The organism is Collinsella sp. TM05-38 (assembly GCF_003466445.1).
Taxonomy (GTDB): Bacteria; Actinomycetota; Coriobacteriia; order Coriobacteriales; family Coriobacteriaceae; genus Collinsella.
In genome coordinates, this window is record NZ_QSPM01000015.1 from 986 (window position 1) to 18,964 (window position 17,979).

Genomic DNA, 17,979 nt, shown 5'->3' on the forward strand with positions numbered 1-17,979 from the left:
GCCGTAGACCGACTTGCCGTAGGCCTTGGCGGCCTCCTCCAGCTCGGCGGTCGTGATCCAGCCGTTCTCCCAGGCGATCTCCTCGGGCACGGACACGGGAAGGTCCTGGGAGTGCTCGACGGCGCGGACGAACTCCGCGGCCTCGTGCAGGCTCTCCATGGTGCCGGTGTCCAGCCACGCGTAGCCGCGGCCGAGGGTGACCACGGACAGCGTCCCCTCCTCAAGGTACATCTGGTTGAGCGTGGTGATCTCGAGCTCGCCGCGGGCCGAGGGCTTAACCCCATGCGCCTTGGCGGCCACGTCGCCCGGGTAGAAGTACAGGCCGGTGACGGCGTAGGAGCTCTTGGGCTCGGCGGGCTTCTCCTCGATGGAGACGGCCCTCCCCTCGCCGTCGAACTCCACGACGCCGAAGCGCTCGGGGTCGTCGACGTGGTAGCCGAAGACCGTGGCGCGGCCCGACTCTGCGTTCTGCACGGCGCGCGTCAGGTGGCGGGACAGGCCGTTGCCGTAGAAGATGTTGTCGCCGAGCACCAGCGCGCACGGCTCGCCGTCAATGAACTCCTCGCCGATGGTGAAGGCCTGCGCCAGGCCGTCCGGGCTCGGCTGCTCGGCGTAGGAGAGGTTCACGCCGTAGCGCGAGCCGTCCCCGAGCAGGCGCTCGAAGTTGGGGAGGTCGGTCGGCGTGGAGATGACCAGGATGTCCCGGATACCCGCCAGCATGAGGGTGCTGAGCGGGTAGTAGATCATGGGCTTGTCGTAGACCGGAAGCAGCTGCTTGGAGGTCACGAGCGTGAGCGGGTACAGGCGGGTGCCGGAACCGCCGGCGAGGATGATGCCTTTCACTGGCTATGGCCTTTCTTTTTTAGCGGCCCTACGGCCAGCACGGTTTCCCAGAAGGCGGGCGCAACAGTCGACACCGAAGGCGATGAACTCGACTAAATTGCCCTCCCGGAGAAGCTGAGAGGAGACAGACTTGACGAGCCGGCTCCCTTCACCGATCTCACTTGCCTGCATGAGGTCGTTCGCATGCGTTTCGAGAAAGAAGCCGACGGCACGGTTGCGGGCATACTGTTGGGATGGCGTCAAGTTGTGCGAGTGATAGACCTCGGCACGTGGCTCATAGGCGACCTTCATACCCGAGGCGATAAACCTGGCGGCCATGAGCATGTCCTCGTTGGTGTTGACATGCTCGAATCCACCGCATTCGAGATATGCAGTTCGTCGATAGGCGGAACAGGTGTCGGAGGCAAAGAACGTCTTAATACCGTATTTTTTGAGATCACGTTTTGAACGGACGGAAGAAGAGTCAGGGTAGTTGAAACCACGCACCAGCTGTTCAAAACGGCGAGCATCGGCCTTGGGTAGTTGCCTACCACTAACAAGAGCAATCTCCGAATCATCTACCATAGGAGCAACAAGCAGCTCAAGGTAATCATCGGAAACAGGCACGGCATCTTGGGTGAGAAAACAGACAAAATCGCCACGTGACTCCCTCAGTGCCAAATCCCTTGTGCCGCCATGGTTAAAATCCTGCCGATCAATTTGCAATAGGCGAACGCCTTTATGCTTCTGGATTAACTCGATAGTTCTATCTTCCGATGCGGAATCGACGACCAAAATCTCAATCGGCTGTATTGACTGCCGTCCGAGCACAGTCAAAAGTCCCTCGATATCATGTTCCGCATTAAGGGTCGGAATGATGACGGAGATGTCCATCTATCGCCCCGTCCTCTCTTTACCGAACATAGCGCCGAAAGTGCCGGTAAAGCACTTCCAATCCATACGGAAGCAGCGATTCTGAACGTAGCGAAGTTCTATCTTTTGCCTCAGACCACTCTCAAAGGTCGCTTCATTGCGATCAGTCGCTTGCCAAAGTCCAGTAATTCCAGGCTGAACTGAGAGCAGCTCAGCCTTTTCTCCATCCGAAAAATGCTGCTCAAGCTCATCCCTTGTAATGGGACGGGGGCCAATGACTGAAAGATCGCCGTTCAGCACATTGAGAAACTGAGGCATCTCATCGATGGAGCATTTACGAATGAATTGACCAATCTTGGTAATGCGGGGATCATCGTCGACTTTGCGTTCGACTTCCCACTGATGTAGCTGCTCAGGACTCAAATACTTCTGCACATCACCCGCATCGGCGACCATACTACGAAGCTTGAAGATCTTGATGGTCTTTCCGCCCTTGCCGACGCGCTCTTGCGTATACATAGGACTGCCGGGTGATTCAAGGCTAATGAGCGCGCACACGATGGCGATGGGGATAAGCAGCAGCACACTCATCAAAAGACTGAATACAAGATCAAACAGCCTCTTAATAAAGCGGTAGCCAAGCGTACCGCTCGGTTTAATCTCTTTAATAGCCAGTGCATCCCCCACAGATACACAGCTCTCAGTTACTTCTTTAGCAGCCACAGTCAAACTTACGTTCCTGTCCCCAGGAACCCCCCCCCCATCTATGAATCCAAAATCAAGTAATTTGCCGGCGCAACGTCTCCCTTACGTTTTGCTGGGCACGTCTAACGGAAGCAGTTCCCTAAATGTGGAGTCACCCTCGCCCACGTCTACCAGGCACCAGCGTTTATGACGGTCGATCTTCTTTACGCGGGCCTCTTGCCCCACCAAGGGCCCCTGTTCTATGTGCAGCACACCGTCTTCTATGCGCGCAACGCTGTTGCGCACCACGCCGTCGTCGTCCAGTACACTGCGGTACCAATCCTGCGCATCGTCCGGCATGGGCATGTACGCCCGCTCCCTACTACCGGCGATGCGACAGCCAAAGCTCAACTGGGCCAAAGCCCTATCGAGCGCGGCGGCATCGTGCGTGGCGACGAAGAAATATTCCTTGTACATAGGTTTGGTTTGGAGCGACCAGGCGCCATCCCGCTTAAACCAGAACTCCTTCTGCATCACAAAAGCGTCCTGCAACAGGTTGTGCGGGATAATGCGGCGGACCTTTTCGCAGGTCTCGCGCTCTTTTCCATGGGGGGTGTGAACCAGATACCAGCGGACGCGGCCGTGCTGGCTGTTGGTGGTGGCGCCATTAAATGCGCCCGGTAGCTGCTCTTGGCGCCGTGCCGTCTGTTCCATGTTCTCGCCCCCTCTTTTGGCTTTGCGATGCACGCAAATGCAGGGGCGTTTAGAACAGGCTTCTCGCTCGCAGCTAGGCGCAGTCGCAAAAGTACAGGTTTTTGTATCTTTCGACAAACGACATTATACGAGCAATTAATCAGCGTTTGTCCAGATTACGTAAAATGCACTGCCGGTAGATATATCTCCATACCCCTCTACAAAAACCTGTACCTTTTTGTGCAACAAAAAAAGCCGCTCGACCAGCGGCTTTTCTCATTTTGGCATGAAAAAAGGCGACAGCCCTTTGTGGACGGTCGCCTTTGTTAATTGTTGTGGTGCTTGCCTTAGGCGCGGGTCTTGATCTCCTCGGTCACCTTAGCAACAAACTCGTCGACGCTCATCTGAACGGTCTCGTTGGAGCGGTCGCGGACGGAGATGTTGCCGGCCTCGACCTCCTTCTCGCCCAGGATGAGCATGTAGGGAACGCGGTCGATGCTGCGAGCCTCGCGGATCTTGTAGCCGATCTTCTCGTCGCGGTCGTCGCAGACCACGCGAATGCCGGCCTCCTCAAGCTTGGCGCACACCTCGTGGGCGTAGTCGCGGCTCTTCTCGGAAACCGGAAGTGCCTTGACCTGCACGGGAGCCAGCCAGGTGGGGAACTTGCCCGCAAAGTGCTCAATCAGAATACCGATGAAGCGCTCGATGGAGCCAAAGCATACGCGGTGCAGCATGATGGGGCGCTTCTTGGTGCCGTCGGCGTCCACATACTCCAGGTCAAAGTTGAGCGGCATCTGGAAGTCGAGCTGTACGGTACCGCACTGCCAGGTACGGCCGAGCGAGTCCTCCAGGTGGAAGTCGATCTTGGGACCGTAGAAGGCGCCGTCGCCCTCGTTGACCTCGTAGTCCATACCCAGCTTCTCCAGAGCGGTGCGCAGGCCCTCCTCGGCGCGCGCCCAGTCCTCGTCCGAACCCATGGAATCCTCGGGGCGGGTGGAAAGCTCTACGTGGTACTTAAAGCCAAACTTCTGGTACACGGAGTCGATGAGGTTGACCACGCCCACGATCTCGTCGGTCAGCTGGTCGGGACGCACAAACAGGTGGGCGTCGTCCTGGTTAAAGCAGCGCACGCGGAACAGGCCGTGCAGGGCGCCGCGCAGCTCGTGGCGGTGCACCAGGCCAATCTCGCCGGCGCGAATGGGCAGCTCGCGATAGGAGTGCGGCTTAGAGGCGTACACCAGCACGCCGCCCGGGCAGTTCATGGGCTTAATGCAGTACTCTTCGTCGTCGATGACGGTGGAGTACATGTTGTCCTTGTAGTGGTCCCAGTGGCCCGAGGTCTTCCACAGCTGCTTGTTCATGATGAGCGGCGTGGAAATCTCCACGTAGCCGGCCTTGTGGTGGATCTCGCGCCAGTAGTCCAGCAGCGTGTTCTTAAGGATCATGCCGTTGGGCAGGAAGAACGGGAAGCCGGGAGCCTCGTCGCGCATCATAAAGAGGTCCATCTCGCGGCCGATCTTGCGGTGGTCGCGCTTCTTGGCCTCCTCCAGCATGTGCATGTGCTCGTCGAGCTCTTCCTTGGTGGCGAAAGCGACGCCGTTGATGCGGGTGAGCATCTTGTTGTCCTTGTCGCCCTTCCAGTAAGCGCCCGAGACGCCGGTGAGCTTAAAGGCCTTAAGGGCCTTGGTGTAGCAGATGTGGGGGCCGACGCACATGTCGATGTAGTCGCCCTGCTGGTAGAAGGTGATGCGGGCGTCGTCGTCCAGGTCGCCGATGTGCTCGACCTTGTACTTCTCGCCGCGCTCCTCCATAAGGGCGATGGCCTCGGCGCGGGGCTTCTCGTACACGGAGAATTTGAGGTTCTCCTTGACGATCTTTTTCATCTCGGCCTCGATCGCGGGGAAGTCGTCTTCGCTGATCTTGACGCCCTCGGGCAGGTCGACGTCGTAATAGAAGCCGTTGTCGGTCGCGGGACCGTAGGCAAAGTCGGCCTGGGGGTACAGGCGCTTGATGGCCTGCGCCATGATGTGCGCGGCAGAGTGGCGGATGACGTGCGTGACCTCGTCCTGCGGGAGCTCGGCCACCGAACCGTCATTGTAGAGTGCCTTCATGAGTATGTTTTCTCCTCTCGGATGCCTGGTGCAAGTGCGTGCGATGCGCTCGGCGTTTTTGACTTGCATCATTATAGGCAGGTTGCCTTGGTATACAAGCGCCCGCCGCACCTTAATGGCACGGCGGGCGATTTTCTACGCATGCTTCATCGTGTGGGGCGCGGGGTGTGGGGCGCGCGCGGCTTGCGTGTGGCGCGAGGTGCCCGTGGCTTGCGGCCGGCCCGGCGATGGATGCGTTACTGGATGCGAGTTCGGCAGTAGGGGCAGACCTTCCAGTGCGCATCGAGCGGGCGATGGCAGCTGGGGCACACGTTGCGAACCTGGGTGTCGCACACCGGGCACACGACAAAGTCCTTCTCGATAGGCGCGCCGCACTGCGGGCAGGTGCCGTACTGGGCAAGCTGGCGCTCGCGCAGGGCCATGTCCAGCTCCTGCTCCTCGCGGTCGGCAGCGTAGGAGTGCGGGCGAAGGACCAGGTAGGCGATGAGGCCCACAAACGGGATGAGGGCGATAACGCCCCATGCCACGTAGGCGCTGGCGCCGCGGCGGCGAGCGTCGATGAACACATAGACGACCGACAGCACGTACAGGGCGATGATAAAGCCCACGAAGGCATAGATGACGCCCATAAGCTGCGGCGACATGAGCTCGTTGATGTATTTGGACATTGGGGTGTACCTTTCGGAATAATTACAGTCCGGTCAAGTTTACCACGGGGTTTGTTTATATGGGACCACGGCTGGGTATGGGGCTGGCGCGGACACAAACATCTCAATCTGTAACAGGTGGGAGCGGAATCCGGGTCTAGGTGTTACAGATCGAGACGAACGGAAGGGGCGCCAGACTAACGTCTCAATCTGTAACATCTGGAACCCAAATCCTCGTCTAACTGTTACAGATCGAGGCGAACGGTTTCCATAGTTGTCGGCAGACGAGGTTGTCGACGTTACCGGGTCTCGCCTCGTCTGCCGTTGGCGGGTGTTGCGGAGCTGTTCGCCGCATTGACGCCGCTCTGGGGACGCGCAGACCGTAGGATAGTCTTATTGACAGCCTGTCAACTCGTCTGGGAGGCACTGTGACAGAAACGTTTGATATCGCGATTGTCGGCGCGGGCATCACCGGATGCGCCATCGCGCGGCAGCTCGCGCGCTATGACCTGTCCATTTGCGTGGTCGAGGCGGCTAACGATATTGCGCTGGGCGCGTCCAAGGCCAACGGAGGCCTGGTGCACGCCGGCTACGATCCGGCGCCGGGCACCGTAAAGGCGCAGGTCAATGCCCGCGGTTGCGAGCTATATGGCACGTGGGCCCAGGAGCTCGGCTTTTTGTTCCGCCGCACCGGGTCGATGGTGCTGGGCTTCAACGATGAAGACCGCGCGCACCTGGAGAAGCTGCGCCAGAATGGCATTGCCAACGGCGTGCCCGAGCTGTCGATTATCGGCCCCGAGCGCATCCACGAGTTGGAGCCGCGCGCGAGTGCCGAGGCAACGTGTGCGCTGTGGTGCCCCTCGACCGGATTTGTCGATCCGTTTGAAGTGGCCATCGCCGCGCTCGAGAACGCCGTCGCCAACGGCGTGACATTTATGCGCTCCGCACCCGTGGAGGCGATTGAAGTTGCGGGCTCGGGCGACGACGCGCGCTTTACGCTGGCGACGCCCGCTGGCAACGTGCGCTGCCGTTACCTGATCAACGCCGCGGGCAACGGCGCCGCCGACATCTCGCATATGGCGGGCGCCGAGGAGTTCCAGATGGTCTGGCGTCAGGGCAACATCGTGGTGCTGGACAAGGAGCCGCGCACGCTCATGCCGCTCTACCCCGTGCCGACGCCGGTGTCGAAGGGCGTTATCGTGACGGGCACCGTGCACGGCAACACCGTGATCACCGCGACGGCCGCCGTGCGCGAGCCGGGCGACACGCAGACCTATGCGAGCGATGTGAACGCGCTGCTGAGCGGCGCGCGCAAGCTGGTGCCCGATCTGGATACGCGCCGCGTGGTGCGCGCGTTTGCCGGCGGGCGTCCGGTCATAAAGGGGACGAACGACTTTTTTATTGGGCAGTCGGCCGTGGTGCCGGGGCTATTCCAGGCGGCGGGCATTCAGTCGCCGGGCGTGGCGAGCGCACCGGCCATTGCCGAGCGCATGGAACAGGTCCTGCGCGATGCCGGCGTGGACCTGCGCGAACGTGCCGATTGGGACCCGATCCGACGCGCGCCGGACGACTTTGACCGCGCGCCGCTTGCGCGCAAGGAAGAGCTCATTGAGTCCGATCCCGCGTGGGGGCAGATTGTCTGCCGCTGCGAGACGGTGCCCGAGGCCGAGATTGTGGCCGCGATTCGACGCCGCCCGGGCGCGGTTTCGGTCGAGGGCGTCAAGCGCCGCTGCCGCGCCGGCATGGGCCGCTGCCAGAGCGGCTTTTGCCAGAGCCGCGTGGTGGCGATTCTAGCCCGCGAGCTGGGCTGCGACCCCAGCGAGGTGCTGCTGGAGGACACTGGCTCGTGGCTGGTTGAGGGACCGCTGAAGGGGGTGCGCTAGGATGGCAACGCTTGATATGCGCGACGAACGCGCAGAGGCAGGAGCCGTAGCGTCGGTGTCGACGCAGGCATTCGACGTGGTCGTTATCGGCGGCGGGCCCGCCGGCATGGCGGCCGCGCTTTCGGCGCATAAGGCCGGCGCGCGCGTGGCCATCGTGGAGCGCGAGCAGCACTTAGGCGGCATCCTGCGCCAGTGCATCCACCCCGGCTTTGGCCTTTCGCACTTTAAGCAGGAGCTCACTGGCCCCGAGTACGCACAGCGCTTTATCGACCAGGTGCGCGCGATCGGCATCGCGCTGTTCTTGAATAGCATGGTGCTTGGGATTGATAACGGCAAGAGCACGGAAGCGGACTCGGGCACGGGTGGCTCGGGGAGCGATGCCTCGGTTCACACCGTCACGCTCATGAGCCCCGCCGGTATGCTGCAGCTCACCGGGCGTGCCGTTGTCCTTGCCATGGGTTGTCGCGAGCGCACGCGCAGCGAGATCAAGATTCCCGGCAGCCGACCCGCCGGCGTGTTTACGGCCGGCCTGGCGCAGCGATACATCAATATCGAGAACCTCAAACCCGGCTCGCGCGCCGTCATTTTGGGCTCGGGTGACATCGGGCTCATCATGGCACGCCGCTGCACGCTCGAGGGGATTTCCGTCGAGGGCGTGTACGAGCTTATGCCGTACGCCAACGGTCTGCGCCGCAATGTTAAGAACTGCCTGGACGACTTTGGCATTCCGCTGCACCTGTCCACCACCGTCACGCGCGTGATCGGGCACGACCGCGTGGAAGCCGTCGAGGTGAGCCAGGTCGACGAGCGCCTAGCGCCCATTCCGGGGACCGAGCGCGTTGTTCCGTGTGACACACTGCTGCTTTCGGTGGGATTGATTCCCGAGAACGAGCTTTCGGTTGCCGCGGGTGTAGAGCTTGACCCGCGCACGCGAGGCGCCGTGGTGGACCAGAGCCTGCAGACGGGCGTACCAGGCATCTTTGCCTGCGGCAACGTGCTGCACGTGCACGACCTGGCCGACAACGTGACGACCGAGTCCGAGCGCGCTGGCGCAGCTGCGGCGGCGTGGGCGTTGGGCGGCGCCGAGGCGTGCGCTGCGGGCACGGGCTGCGAGCTCACGGTCTCCCCTGCCGGCATTGCGGGCTACGCGCTGCCGGGACGCATTACGGCTGTGGCGCTCACCAAGCTCAACTTCCGCGTACGCCGACCGGTCGATACCGCTCGAGTACGCATCTTGGCCAACGGCGAAGAAGTGTTTGCGGGCAAAGTCCGCGCGTTTAAACCGAGCGTCATGGAAAGCTTCCCGCTGCCGGCAAAGGTCATCAAACAAGCGCTCGACCTGGGTGCCAGCGAGATCGTCCTATCCGTCGATCCCATCGAGGAGGCATAAACTATGAGCGATAACGTGACCGAAACGCTGCAGTTCAACTGCACGACATGCCCATCCGAGTGCCTCCTAACCGTAGAGGTTGAGCGCGACGCCAATGGCGCTGTGGTGGAAGTTCGCTCCGTGACCGGCAACAACTGCCCGCGCGGTGATACGTTCGCACATCAGGAGCTAACCTGCCCCATGCGCGTGCTCACGACGACCGTGGCCGTCTCCGGCGGCGACGAAGCCCTGCTCCCCGTGCGCACGGCCGAAGCCATCCCGCTGGCACTCCACGCCCAAGCCATGGACCTCATCCGCGGCGTTGTCGTCGAGGCCCCCATCCGCATGGGCGACGTCGTGCTAGAGAACCTCCTAGACACCAACATCAACCTAATCGCCAGCATGGACATCGAGTAGCTAATTTGGGACGGGGCTCTTTTAGCTACCCCGCCATCCACCCCGCCCCTCCTCAATTGCGGTGAAATAGTTCCTGATTTCCGCCAAAACCCCGGCATCCAGGAACTATTCCACCGCAACTATCCTTGGAATCGGAATTTAGATTGTGCCTACTTTAGTGCCATTTCAAAACTATGCCGGATTACGGGGCTAATTCGGAGACCCCCATCCATACAGACATTTTTCGATATTTGATAAGCCGTCTACCTGCGGTTTTAATCTCGCGATTTTTCCCATGATCAAGTAATACAGGTCCAGCCCCGTAATCCACCATACTTTTGAAACCAGCCCATTTGGAATGGGCCTCTTTTGACATCTTTTACTGCTTGATAGGCTGGTCATGCCAAGGAGTGTCCCGAAGTGCCGGCATAAAAGGAACGTCCCTAACTGCCGGGCTAAAGGAACGTCCCTATGTGCCGGGCTTGGGATACCATGGTGGCAGCCTAGCGAAAGGATGTTTCATGGCACATGTCGATGACCAGCGCGTGGCGCGCGTGCTCGATGCGCTCGAGGCTCAGCACCCCAGTGCTCAGCTGCTCGTGAATGACCCGTGGTCGATCTATTACCTAACCGGCTTTTATGCCGATATGTTCGAGCGTTTTTGCGGCGTGCTGCTCGCGCGCGGTGCCGAGCCGGTGATCCTAGTCAACGCCCTGCACCAGCTGCCAGAGTATGACAATGCCCGCGTTGCCTACCACACCGATACCGATATCGTGACCGACGCCATCGCGAGTGAGATCGACCCGACCAAACCGCTCGGCATCGATACCGTTATGCGCTCCGGCTTTTTGATGCCGCTCATGGAGCGCCATGCTGCAAGCGAGTTTTTCCTGGGTGACTTTGCCGTCACCGCTGCACGCACCTACAAGGATGCCGCCGAGCAGGAGCTCATGCGCGTGTCCTCGGCCGCCAACGACGCCGTGATGGCCGATGCCATCAAGCTCGTCCACGAGGGTGTAACGGAGCGCGAGATTGCCGACCAGATGCTCAGTCTGTATCGCAAGCACGGCTGCGAGGGCTTTAGCTTTCCGCCCATCGTGAGCTTTGGCGCCAACGCCGGCGACCCGCATCACGAGCCCGACGATACCGAGCTTAAACGCGGCGACGCGGTGCTGTTCGACATTGGCGGACGCCATCGCAACTACTGCTCGGACATGACGCGCACGTTCTTTTGGGGCGAGCCGGACGAGGAGACGGCGCGCATCTACGATATCGTGCGCCGCGCCAACGAGGCCGCCGAGGCGCTCATCGCACCGGGCGTGCGCATGTGCGACCTGGACCGTGCCGCGCGCGACGTGATTGAGGACGCGGGCTACGGCGAATACTTTACGCATCGCCTGGGTCACTCGATCGGCCTTCAGGACCACGAGCCGGGCGACGTCTCGCTCGTCAACGAGCAGGTCGTAGAGCCGGGCATGGCGTTCTCCATCGAACCGGGCATCTACCTCCCCGGCCGCACCGGCGTCCGCATCGAGGACCTAGCCCTGGTGACCGAGAACGGCGTCGAGATTCTCAACGCCTACCCCCACGACGCCATGCGCCTGGACTAGGCTCATCCCCAACTGAAGAGGAAACTTGGGTAGCTAATTTGGGACGGGGCTTTTTTAGCTGCCCTATGTCAAATGTGGTTTCCTGCTTCGAAGACTCCGGGTAGGGTAGCTAAAAAAGCCCCGTCCCAAATTAGCTACCCTCCAGGATGGGTTAACGGAGCAGACCGGCTACTTCGCCGGCTAGGGTGATGGTGCCGGCGGCTACGAAGGGCTCGCCCGCGGCATCGAAGGCAGCGAGGGCCTCGGGCACGCTGGGGTACACGCCTGCGAGCTTATCGGCATCAACGAGGGCGGCAAGCTCCTCCGCCGGCAGGGCGCGATCGGAATCGGTCTGGGTCACGACCACGCGGGGGAATGCCGGAACCAGAACGTCAACGATGCCCGCCACGTCCTTATCGGCCAGCGCGGCACACAGCAGCGTGGGGCGATTCTCCACGCACGGATCGATCTCGTCCAGCGCGCTCACAAAGTTCTCGCAGCTCTGAGGGTTATGGCAGGCGTCGATCAGCTTGAGTGGATCGGTCCCCAGCACGTCAAAACGACCCGGCGTGGGGCAACCCATAAGCGATGCATCCAACGCATCGTGATCGAGCTCGCGGCCCAGATACCCCTCGCAAAGCATAATCGCGCACGCGGCATTCTGCGGCTGATAGGCCGGCTTGACCATGCTCGACGTATAGATGGCACGCGGCGTAGTACAGCTAAACTCCACGGTATCGCCTACATGCGCCGGTACCTTGGTCGTGGAATGGCTCACCACCAGCGGCACCACACCGCACTCGCGGCAGCGCGTATCCATTACGCGCTGAACGCTCGGCTCATGCGTGCCCTCGCCCAAAACAACCAATCGCCCAGGCTTAATAACCGCAGCCTTCTCCCCCGCAATGGCCTCGAGCGTATCGCCCAAAATACGTGTGTGATCGAGCCCAATACCCGTAATGGCGACGGCCACGGGATCAGTCGCACTCGTAGCATCCCAGCGTCCGCCCATGCCAACCTCAAGCACGGCAACATCCACGCGAGCCTCGGCAAACACCACAAGTGCAGCAGCCGTCAAAAGGTCAAACGGCGTGATGGTATAGGCGCGCTCCCCCGCCGCCACACGACGGGCATTCACTCGATGCCCCGCCTCAACAGCGGCCGAAACGCCACGGGCGAATGCCTCATCGCTCACGACGCATCCATCGACTTCCATGCGCTCGGGATAGCGCACCAGCTGTGGCGACGTATACAGCGCGGTCTTGAGCCCCTCACAACGAAGAATGGCAGCCGAAAAACGCGTAGTCGAAGTCTTGCCATTGGTACCGGCAACCTGAATGCAATCAAAGTACTCGTCCGGATGCCCCAGCTCATCGAGCATATCGACAACCGTCTCGAGCAGAGGCCCAGCATCCCCAGAAATCCGCCCCGTATCAGCAGCCAGCCCAACAGCCTCATCAAACGAAAGCAAATCAAACTCAAAAGGAACGGTATACAAGCCAGAACGCTTAGGCATTTTTAGAACCGCCATTCATAGAAAAAAACAGTATAGGTTGAGGATAGTCAGCGAAAACGCCTCTGATGAGCCAAGGTGCCGTGAAACAAGGGCGCATAGGGCTTATGCCCATGCGCCCGAAGTTGAACGGCAGATTGGCCATCAGAGGCGTTTGCAGCGTCGAGTCAGCCGCCGTTCGTTAGAACGGCGGAATAGGTGTCCGCAGCGGAGAGCAAAGCATCGGGACGCGCCCCTCAGTAAGCCCTACGAGAAGTCAGCAACCTGAGCAGTCAGCGCCGCCAGGATCTCCTTGAGCTCAGCTGCACGGTCCCTCTTCTTCTGGACCACTGCGGGCGCGGCCTTGGCCACAAAGCCCTCGTTGGCGAGCGTCTTCTCGCAGCCGGCGAGCTCCTTCTGAGCCGCGGCGATCTCCTTTTCCAGGCGCGCCTTCTCGGCCGAAAGGTCGACCTTGCCCTCGAGCACCACAAAGACCTCGACGCCGCTATCGACCACGGCGATGCTCGCGGCCGGCTTCTCAACGTCGGTACCCATGACCAGCGAGGTGGTGTTGGCCAGCGGCTCGATGGTCGAGCGCAGGCTCTCGAGCTTCTCGATATCCTCGGCACCGGCGCGCACGACCACGTCGAGCTCGGCCTTGGGGCTCAAGCGATAACGCGAACGGGTGGCGCGGGCGGCGGAAACGACGGTACGGCACAGCTCAAACGCGCGCTCGGCAGGCTCGTCGACGTACTTGGCGTAGTCGGCGGGCTCCGGCCACTTGGCGATCATGAGCGCCTCGGCGCGGTCCACGTTGCCCTCGGCGTCCAGATCGAGCACGCTCGCCGGCATGTTGTCCCAGATCTCCTCGGTAACAAACGGCATGAGCGGGTGCATCAGGCGAATGGAGGTGTCGAGCACAAAGATTAGGTTGCGCTGCGCCTGCAGACGGCCCTCGCCCTTCAGGCGGGCTTTGGTGACCTCGACGTACCAGTCGCAGACCTCGTTCCAGAAGAACTGCTGCACGCCGCGGGCCATGTCGCCAAAGGTGTAGTTCTCGATGCCCTCGGTGACCATCTTCACGGCCTTGGCCAGACGGCTGAACATCCAGGCGTCGGCCGGCGTCTCCACGACGGGCTCGCCGGGCGTGTAGCCCTCCATGTTCATGAGCAGGAAGCGGCTGGCATTCCAGATCTTTGTCACAAACGACTTGGCCTGCTCGGTACGCGGGCTGTCGATGAGCTGCTTGGTCTTCTTGTCGATGTTCGCGTCGAACTTGACGTCCTGGTTGTTGGTGCACAGCGTCAGCAGGTTGTAACGCATGGCGTCGGCGCCGTACATGCCAATGAGGTCCATGGGGTCAACGCCGTTGCCCTTGGACTTGGACATGCGGCTGCCGTCCTTGGCAAGAATCGTCGGGTAGATGACGACGTCCTTAAACGGCACCTCGTCCAGGAAGTACAGTGAGCTCATGACCATGCGGGCAACCCACAGCGCGATGATGTCGCGTGCAGTGACGAGCGCCGTCGTGGGGTGATGGCCCTCGAGCAGCTCCGGCTTTTGCGGCCAGCCCTGCGTGGCGAAGGTCCACAGCTGCGAGCTGAACCAGGTGTCCAGCACGTTCTCGTCCTGACGCACGTGATGGCCGCCGCACTTGGGGCACACATCGGTGTCCTCGGTGAGGGCGTCCTCCCAGCCGCAGTCCTCGCAGTAGAACACGGGGATGCGGTGGCCCCACCACAGCTGGCGGCTGATGCACCAGTCCTTGAGGTTCTCCATCCAGGTAGTGTAGGTCTGCGTCCAGCGCGCGGGGTGGAAGGTGACCTTGCCGGAGTTGACGGCGTCGAGCGCCGGTCCCTTGAGCTTGTCGACGGCCACGAACCACTGCTCGGACAGCCACGGCTCCAGGGCGGAGTCGCAACGGTAGCAGTGCATGACGGAGTGATCGTGCTCGTCGACGTGGTCGAGCAGGCCGTGCTCGTCGAACCACTTGATGACGGCCTCGCGGCACTCGTCGCGGTTCATGCCGGTGAACTCGCCGTAGCCCTCGACGACCACCGCGTGCTCGTCGAAGATATTGATCTGCGGCAGGTCGTGGGCCTGACCCATGGCGTAGTCGTTGGGGTCGTGGGCCGGGGTGACCTTGACAAAGCCGGAGCCAAAGTTGGCGTCGACGTGCCAATCCTCAAAGATGGGGATCTCGCGGTCGACGATGGGGAGCTTGACGGTCTTGCCCACAAAGGCGGCCTTCTCGGGGTCCTTCGGGGAGACGGCAACGCCCGTGTCGCCGAGCATGGTCTCGGGGCGCGTGGTGGCGACGACGATGTAGTCCCGGCCGTTGACCGGCTCGGTCAGCGGGTAGCGCAGGTGCCACAGGTGGCCCTTCTCGTCCTTGTACTCGGCCTCGTCGTCCGAAATAGCGGTGGTGCAGTTGGGGCACCAGTTGACGATGCGCTTGCCGCGGTAGATCAGGCCGTCGTGGTACCAGTCGCAGAACACCTTGCGCACGGCCTGGGCGTAGTCTTCGTCCATGGTAAAGCGCTCGTTGTCGAAGTCGACGGAGCAACCCATGCGCTTGATCTGCTCGACGATGATGCCGCCGTACTCGTGGGTCCAGTCCCAGCAGGCGTCGACAAACTTGTCGCGGCCAATCTCCAGGCGGCTAATGCCCTCGCTCTTGAGCTTTTTGTCAACCTTGGTCTGCGTGGCGATACCGGCGTGGTCGGTACCCAGCACCCAGCGCGTGGACTTGCCGCGCATGCGGGCCATACGGATGATGGCGTCCTGGATGGAGTCGTCGGTAGCGTGGCCCATGTGGAGCTTGCCGGTCACGTTGGGAGGCGGAATGGTGACGGTACAGTCGCCCACGCCCTCGCGGCGCTTGTAGTAGCCGCCGTCGAGCCACTTCTGCAGGATCGCCGGCTCGTTGGTCGACGGATCGTAGTTCTTGGGCATCTCTTCCATATATCTCTCCCTGTCCCGCCGGGGAGGAATGTAGGCCCGATTTTCGTTCGGTCAGGTCCTGGGCTCGCTCGAAGACCACATTAAGTGGTCTTCGGCTCGTGCGGAATCTACGAAAAACGGGCCTACATTCCTCCCCTTAGGTATCGATTACTTCAGTCTGAATTGACTTCGCTTTGGCTTAAACAAACACACAGAATAGCACAGGTAGTTGGGGTTATTGCGTATATATAAAATAGCCTCCGACCGCGGGTGGTCGGAGGCTATTTGCAAGCACGTATTTGGCTGGTTTAGCCGTAGATGCGCTGGGGTTGCTCTTCGCCCTTTACGGAGGCTTCGGTCACGACGACCTTGGTAACGCCCTCCTCACTGGGGAGGTCGAACATCGTCTGCTGCAGCACGTCCTCGCAGATGGAGCGCAGGCCGCGGGCGCCGGTCTTGCGGGCAAGTGCCATGCGGGCGATCTCGTGCAGGGCCGCGTCCTCAAACTCAAGCTCAACGTCCTCGAGCTGGAACATCTTGCGGTACTGGCGCACCACGGCGTTCTTGGGCTCGGTCAGGATCGACACCAGGTCGTCCTCGTCGAGCGCCTGCGTCTGGGTGACGACCGGCGTGCGTCCCACAAACTCGGGGATCATGCCAAAGGCGTTGAGGTCCTGCGGGAGCACCTGACGCAGCAGGTCGTTCTCGTCGACCGAGGTGGGGCCGGCAATCTCGGAGTTAAAGCCCACACCCTTGTTGCCAACACGGTCGGCGATGATCTTATCCAGGCCCACAAAGGCACCGCCGCAGATAAACAGGATGTTGGTCGTGTCGATCTGCAACAGCTCCTGCTGGGGATGCTTGCGGCCGCCGGTGGGCGGAACGCTTGCCACCGTGCCCTCAAGAATCTTAAGCAGTGCCTGCTGAACGCCCTCGCCCGAAACATCGCGGGTGATGGACAGGTTCTCGGCCTTGCGGGCGATCTTGTCGATCTCGTCCACATAGATGATGCCCACCTGTGCGCGCTCGATATCGCCATCGGCGGCGTTGATGAGCTTGAGCAGGATGTTCTCCACGTCCTCGCCCACATAGCCGGCCTCGGTGAGCGCGGTGGCGTCGGCGATGGCAAACGGCACCTCGAGAATACGCGCGAGCGTCTGGGCAAGCAGGGTCTTACCGGTACCGGTGGGACCGAGCAGCAAAATGTTGGACTTGGCGAGCTCCACCTCGTCCATATCGTCGTCGAGCTGCGCGTTCGAGCCGTCGTCATAGGCCGAAAGCGCAGCGCCGCCCTCAATCACGCGGCGGTAGTGGTTGTACACGGCAACCGACATGGCGCGCTTGGCATCTTCCTGGCCCATGACATAGGCCGAAAGCTCGGCATAGATCTCGTGCGGCGTCGGCACGTGCGTAATGACCTGACGCATATCGTCCTCGAGCTCAAAGCCCTCGGCCTCGGTATCCACAGCGGGCTGAGATGCGGCCTGGCCGTGGTCGTTGAGAAAGCCCGGCAGCTTGCCGTTGCGGGCGGCGTCCATAAAGTCCGAAGCCAGCGACTCCTCCAAAATCTCGGAGCAGGCGGCAACGCACTCGTCGCAGATAAAGATGTTGGTCGGACCCTTAACAAGGCGGCGAACCTGACCCTGCTCTTTTCCGCAGAAGGAGCAGCGGATGGGGTTTCCGTTCTCGTCGAAGTTATCCTGCATGTTACCCGCCATCCTAGGCGTCCTTCGCGGCCAAGTCGCGAGAGGTGACGATACGGTCGACCAGACCGTAGTCGAGGGCCTCGGCAGCGGTCAGGTAGTTGTCGCGCTCGGTATCGGCCTGGACCTTCTCGATGGGCTGGCCCGAGGCGTCGGACAGGATCTGGTTGAGCTCGCGACGGGTCTTCTTGATCTCCTCGGCAACGATCTCAATCTCGGTCTGCTGGCCCTGGGCGCCACCGCTGGGCTGGTGAATCATGACCTTGGAGTGCGGCAAGCAGAAGCGCTTGCCCTTGGCGCCGGCCGAAAGCAGCACGGCGGCCATGGACGCGGCCATGCCCACGCAGATGGTGGAGACCTGCGGCTTAATAAAGTTCATGGTGTCCAGAATCGCCAGGCCGGAGTATACCTCGCCACCGGGCGAATTGATGTAGAGCGAGATATCCTTCTCGGCATCCTGGCTCTCAAGATGCAGCAGCTGGGCAACGACCAGGTTGGCACTGACAGAGTTGATCTCCTCGCCCAAGAAGATGATGCGGTCGTTGAGCAGGCGCGAATAGATATCGTAGCTGCGCTCGCCGCGCGGCGTCTGCTCGATAACGTATGGCACGAGGGCGGAATCGAACTTAGCGATCATACGCATCTCCATTTCTCTCTTGCGGACCAAATTGGTTCTAGATAAACGTACGGTGCCCGCATGCTATGCATTGGCTGGCACCGTACGAAGCAACCGGATAACCGGCTTATAACTTTACCCCATCACGGGCACACGCA

Annotated in this window: 14 protein-coding genes; 4 read left to right on the forward strand and 10 right to left on the reverse strand. The window is 61.2% G+C overall.

What is annotated here, in order from left to right; translation table 11 throughout:
• The 6 genes from rfbA to DXD49_RS08320 form a co-directional block, all read right to left on the reverse strand.
• The coding region (gene rfbA, locus DXD49_RS08295; RefSeq protein WP_117794737.1) for a glucose-1-phosphate thymidylyltransferase RfbA at positions 1 to 843 on the reverse strand (843 nt) is incomplete at its 3' end.
• A gap of 3 nt (positions 844 to 846) precedes the next feature.
• Positions 847 to 1,716 carry a glycosyltransferase family 2 protein gene (locus tag DXD49_RS08300; protein WP_117794703.1) on the reverse strand — a complete coding sequence of 290 codons (870 nt, stop codon included), beginning with the start codon at positions 1,714 to 1,716 and terminating at the stop codon, positions 847 to 849.
• Positions 1,717 to 2,418: a sugar transferase gene (locus DXD49_RS08305; RefSeq protein ID WP_199569017.1), complete on the reverse strand. Its 702-nt coding sequence runs from the start codon at positions 2,416 to 2,418 to the stop codon at positions 1,717 to 1,719.
• A gap of 84 nt (positions 2,419 to 2,502) precedes the next feature.
• On the reverse strand, positions 2,503 to 3,093 hold the full coding sequence (locus DXD49_RS08310; RefSeq protein ID WP_117794705.1) for a hypothetical protein: 591 nt from the start codon (positions 3,091 to 3,093) through the stop codon (positions 2,503 to 2,505).
• Positions 3,094 to 3,419: 326 nt separating this feature from the next.
• Positions 3,420 to 5,183 (reverse strand): threonine--tRNA ligase, encoded by a 1,764-nt coding sequence (gene thrS / locus DXD49_RS08315; protein WP_117794706.1) that lies wholly within the window; start codon positions 5,181 to 5,183, stop codon positions 3,420 to 3,422.
• Positions 5,184 to 5,419: 236 nt separating this feature from the next.
• Positions 5,420 to 5,851: a zinc ribbon domain-containing protein gene (locus DXD49_RS08320; RefSeq protein ID WP_117794707.1), complete on the reverse strand. Its 432-nt coding sequence runs from the start codon at positions 5,849 to 5,851 to the stop codon at positions 5,420 to 5,422.
• A 407-nt stretch (positions 5,852 to 6,258) separates the two neighbouring features.
• Here DXD49_RS08320 and DXD49_RS08325 point away from each other — a divergent pair, with 407 nt between their 5' ends.
• The 4 genes from DXD49_RS08325 to DXD49_RS08340 all read left to right on the forward strand — a co-directional run bounded on the left by DXD49_RS08325 (position 6,259) and on the right by DXD49_RS08340 (position 11,088).
• Positions 6,259 to 7,713: an NAD(P)/FAD-dependent oxidoreductase gene (locus DXD49_RS08325; protein ID WP_117794708.1), complete on the forward strand. Its 1,455-nt coding sequence runs from the start codon at positions 6,259 to 6,261 to the stop codon at positions 7,711 to 7,713.
• A gap of 1 nt (position 7,714) precedes the next feature.
• Positions 7,715 to 9,103 carry an NAD(P)/FAD-dependent oxidoreductase gene (locus DXD49_RS08330; RefSeq protein WP_117794709.1) on the forward strand — a complete coding sequence of 463 codons (1,389 nt, stop codon included), beginning with the start codon at positions 7,715 to 7,717 and terminating at the stop codon, positions 9,101 to 9,103.
• 3 nt (positions 9,104 to 9,106) lie between these two features.
• Positions 9,107 to 9,499 (forward strand): DUF1667 domain-containing protein, encoded by a 393-nt coding sequence (locus DXD49_RS08335; RefSeq protein WP_117794710.1) that lies wholly within the window; start codon positions 9,107 to 9,109, stop codon positions 9,497 to 9,499.
• A gap of 500 nt (positions 9,500 to 9,999) precedes the next feature.
• Positions 10,000 to 11,088, forward strand: coding sequence for a Xaa-Pro peptidase family protein (locus DXD49_RS08340; protein ID WP_117794711.1), 1,089 nt, complete (start codon positions 10,000 to 10,002; stop codon positions 11,086 to 11,088).
• A 151-nt stretch (positions 11,089 to 11,239) separates the two neighbouring features.
• Here DXD49_RS08340 and DXD49_RS08345 read toward each other — a convergent pair whose 3' ends face one another.
• The 4 genes from DXD49_RS08345 to DXD49_RS08360 form a co-directional block, all read right to left on the reverse strand.
• A complete protein-coding gene (locus tag DXD49_RS08345) occupies positions 11,240 to 12,583 on the reverse strand; it encodes a folylpolyglutamate synthase/dihydrofolate synthase family protein (protein ID WP_117794712.1) in 1,344 nt (447 codons plus the stop codon).
• 243 nt (positions 12,584 to 12,826) lie between these two features.
• Complete coding sequence (locus DXD49_RS08350) at positions 12,827 to 15,523, reverse strand: valine--tRNA ligase (protein ID WP_117794713.1); 2,697 nt, start codon at positions 15,521 to 15,523, stop codon at positions 12,827 to 12,829.
• A 287-nt stretch (positions 15,524 to 15,810) separates the two neighbouring features.
• Positions 15,811 to 17,220 (reverse strand): ATP-dependent Clp protease ATP-binding subunit ClpX, encoded by a 1,410-nt coding sequence (gene clpX / locus DXD49_RS08355; protein WP_117794714.1) that lies wholly within the window; start codon positions 17,218 to 17,220, stop codon positions 15,811 to 15,813.
• 1 nt (position 17,221) lies between these two features.
• Positions 17,222 to 17,842, reverse strand: a complete 621-nt coding sequence (locus tag DXD49_RS08360; protein ID WP_117794715.1) for an ATP-dependent Clp protease proteolytic subunit — start codon at positions 17,840 to 17,842, stop codon at positions 17,222 to 17,224.
• Positions 17,843 to 17,979: the final 137 nt, after the last annotated feature.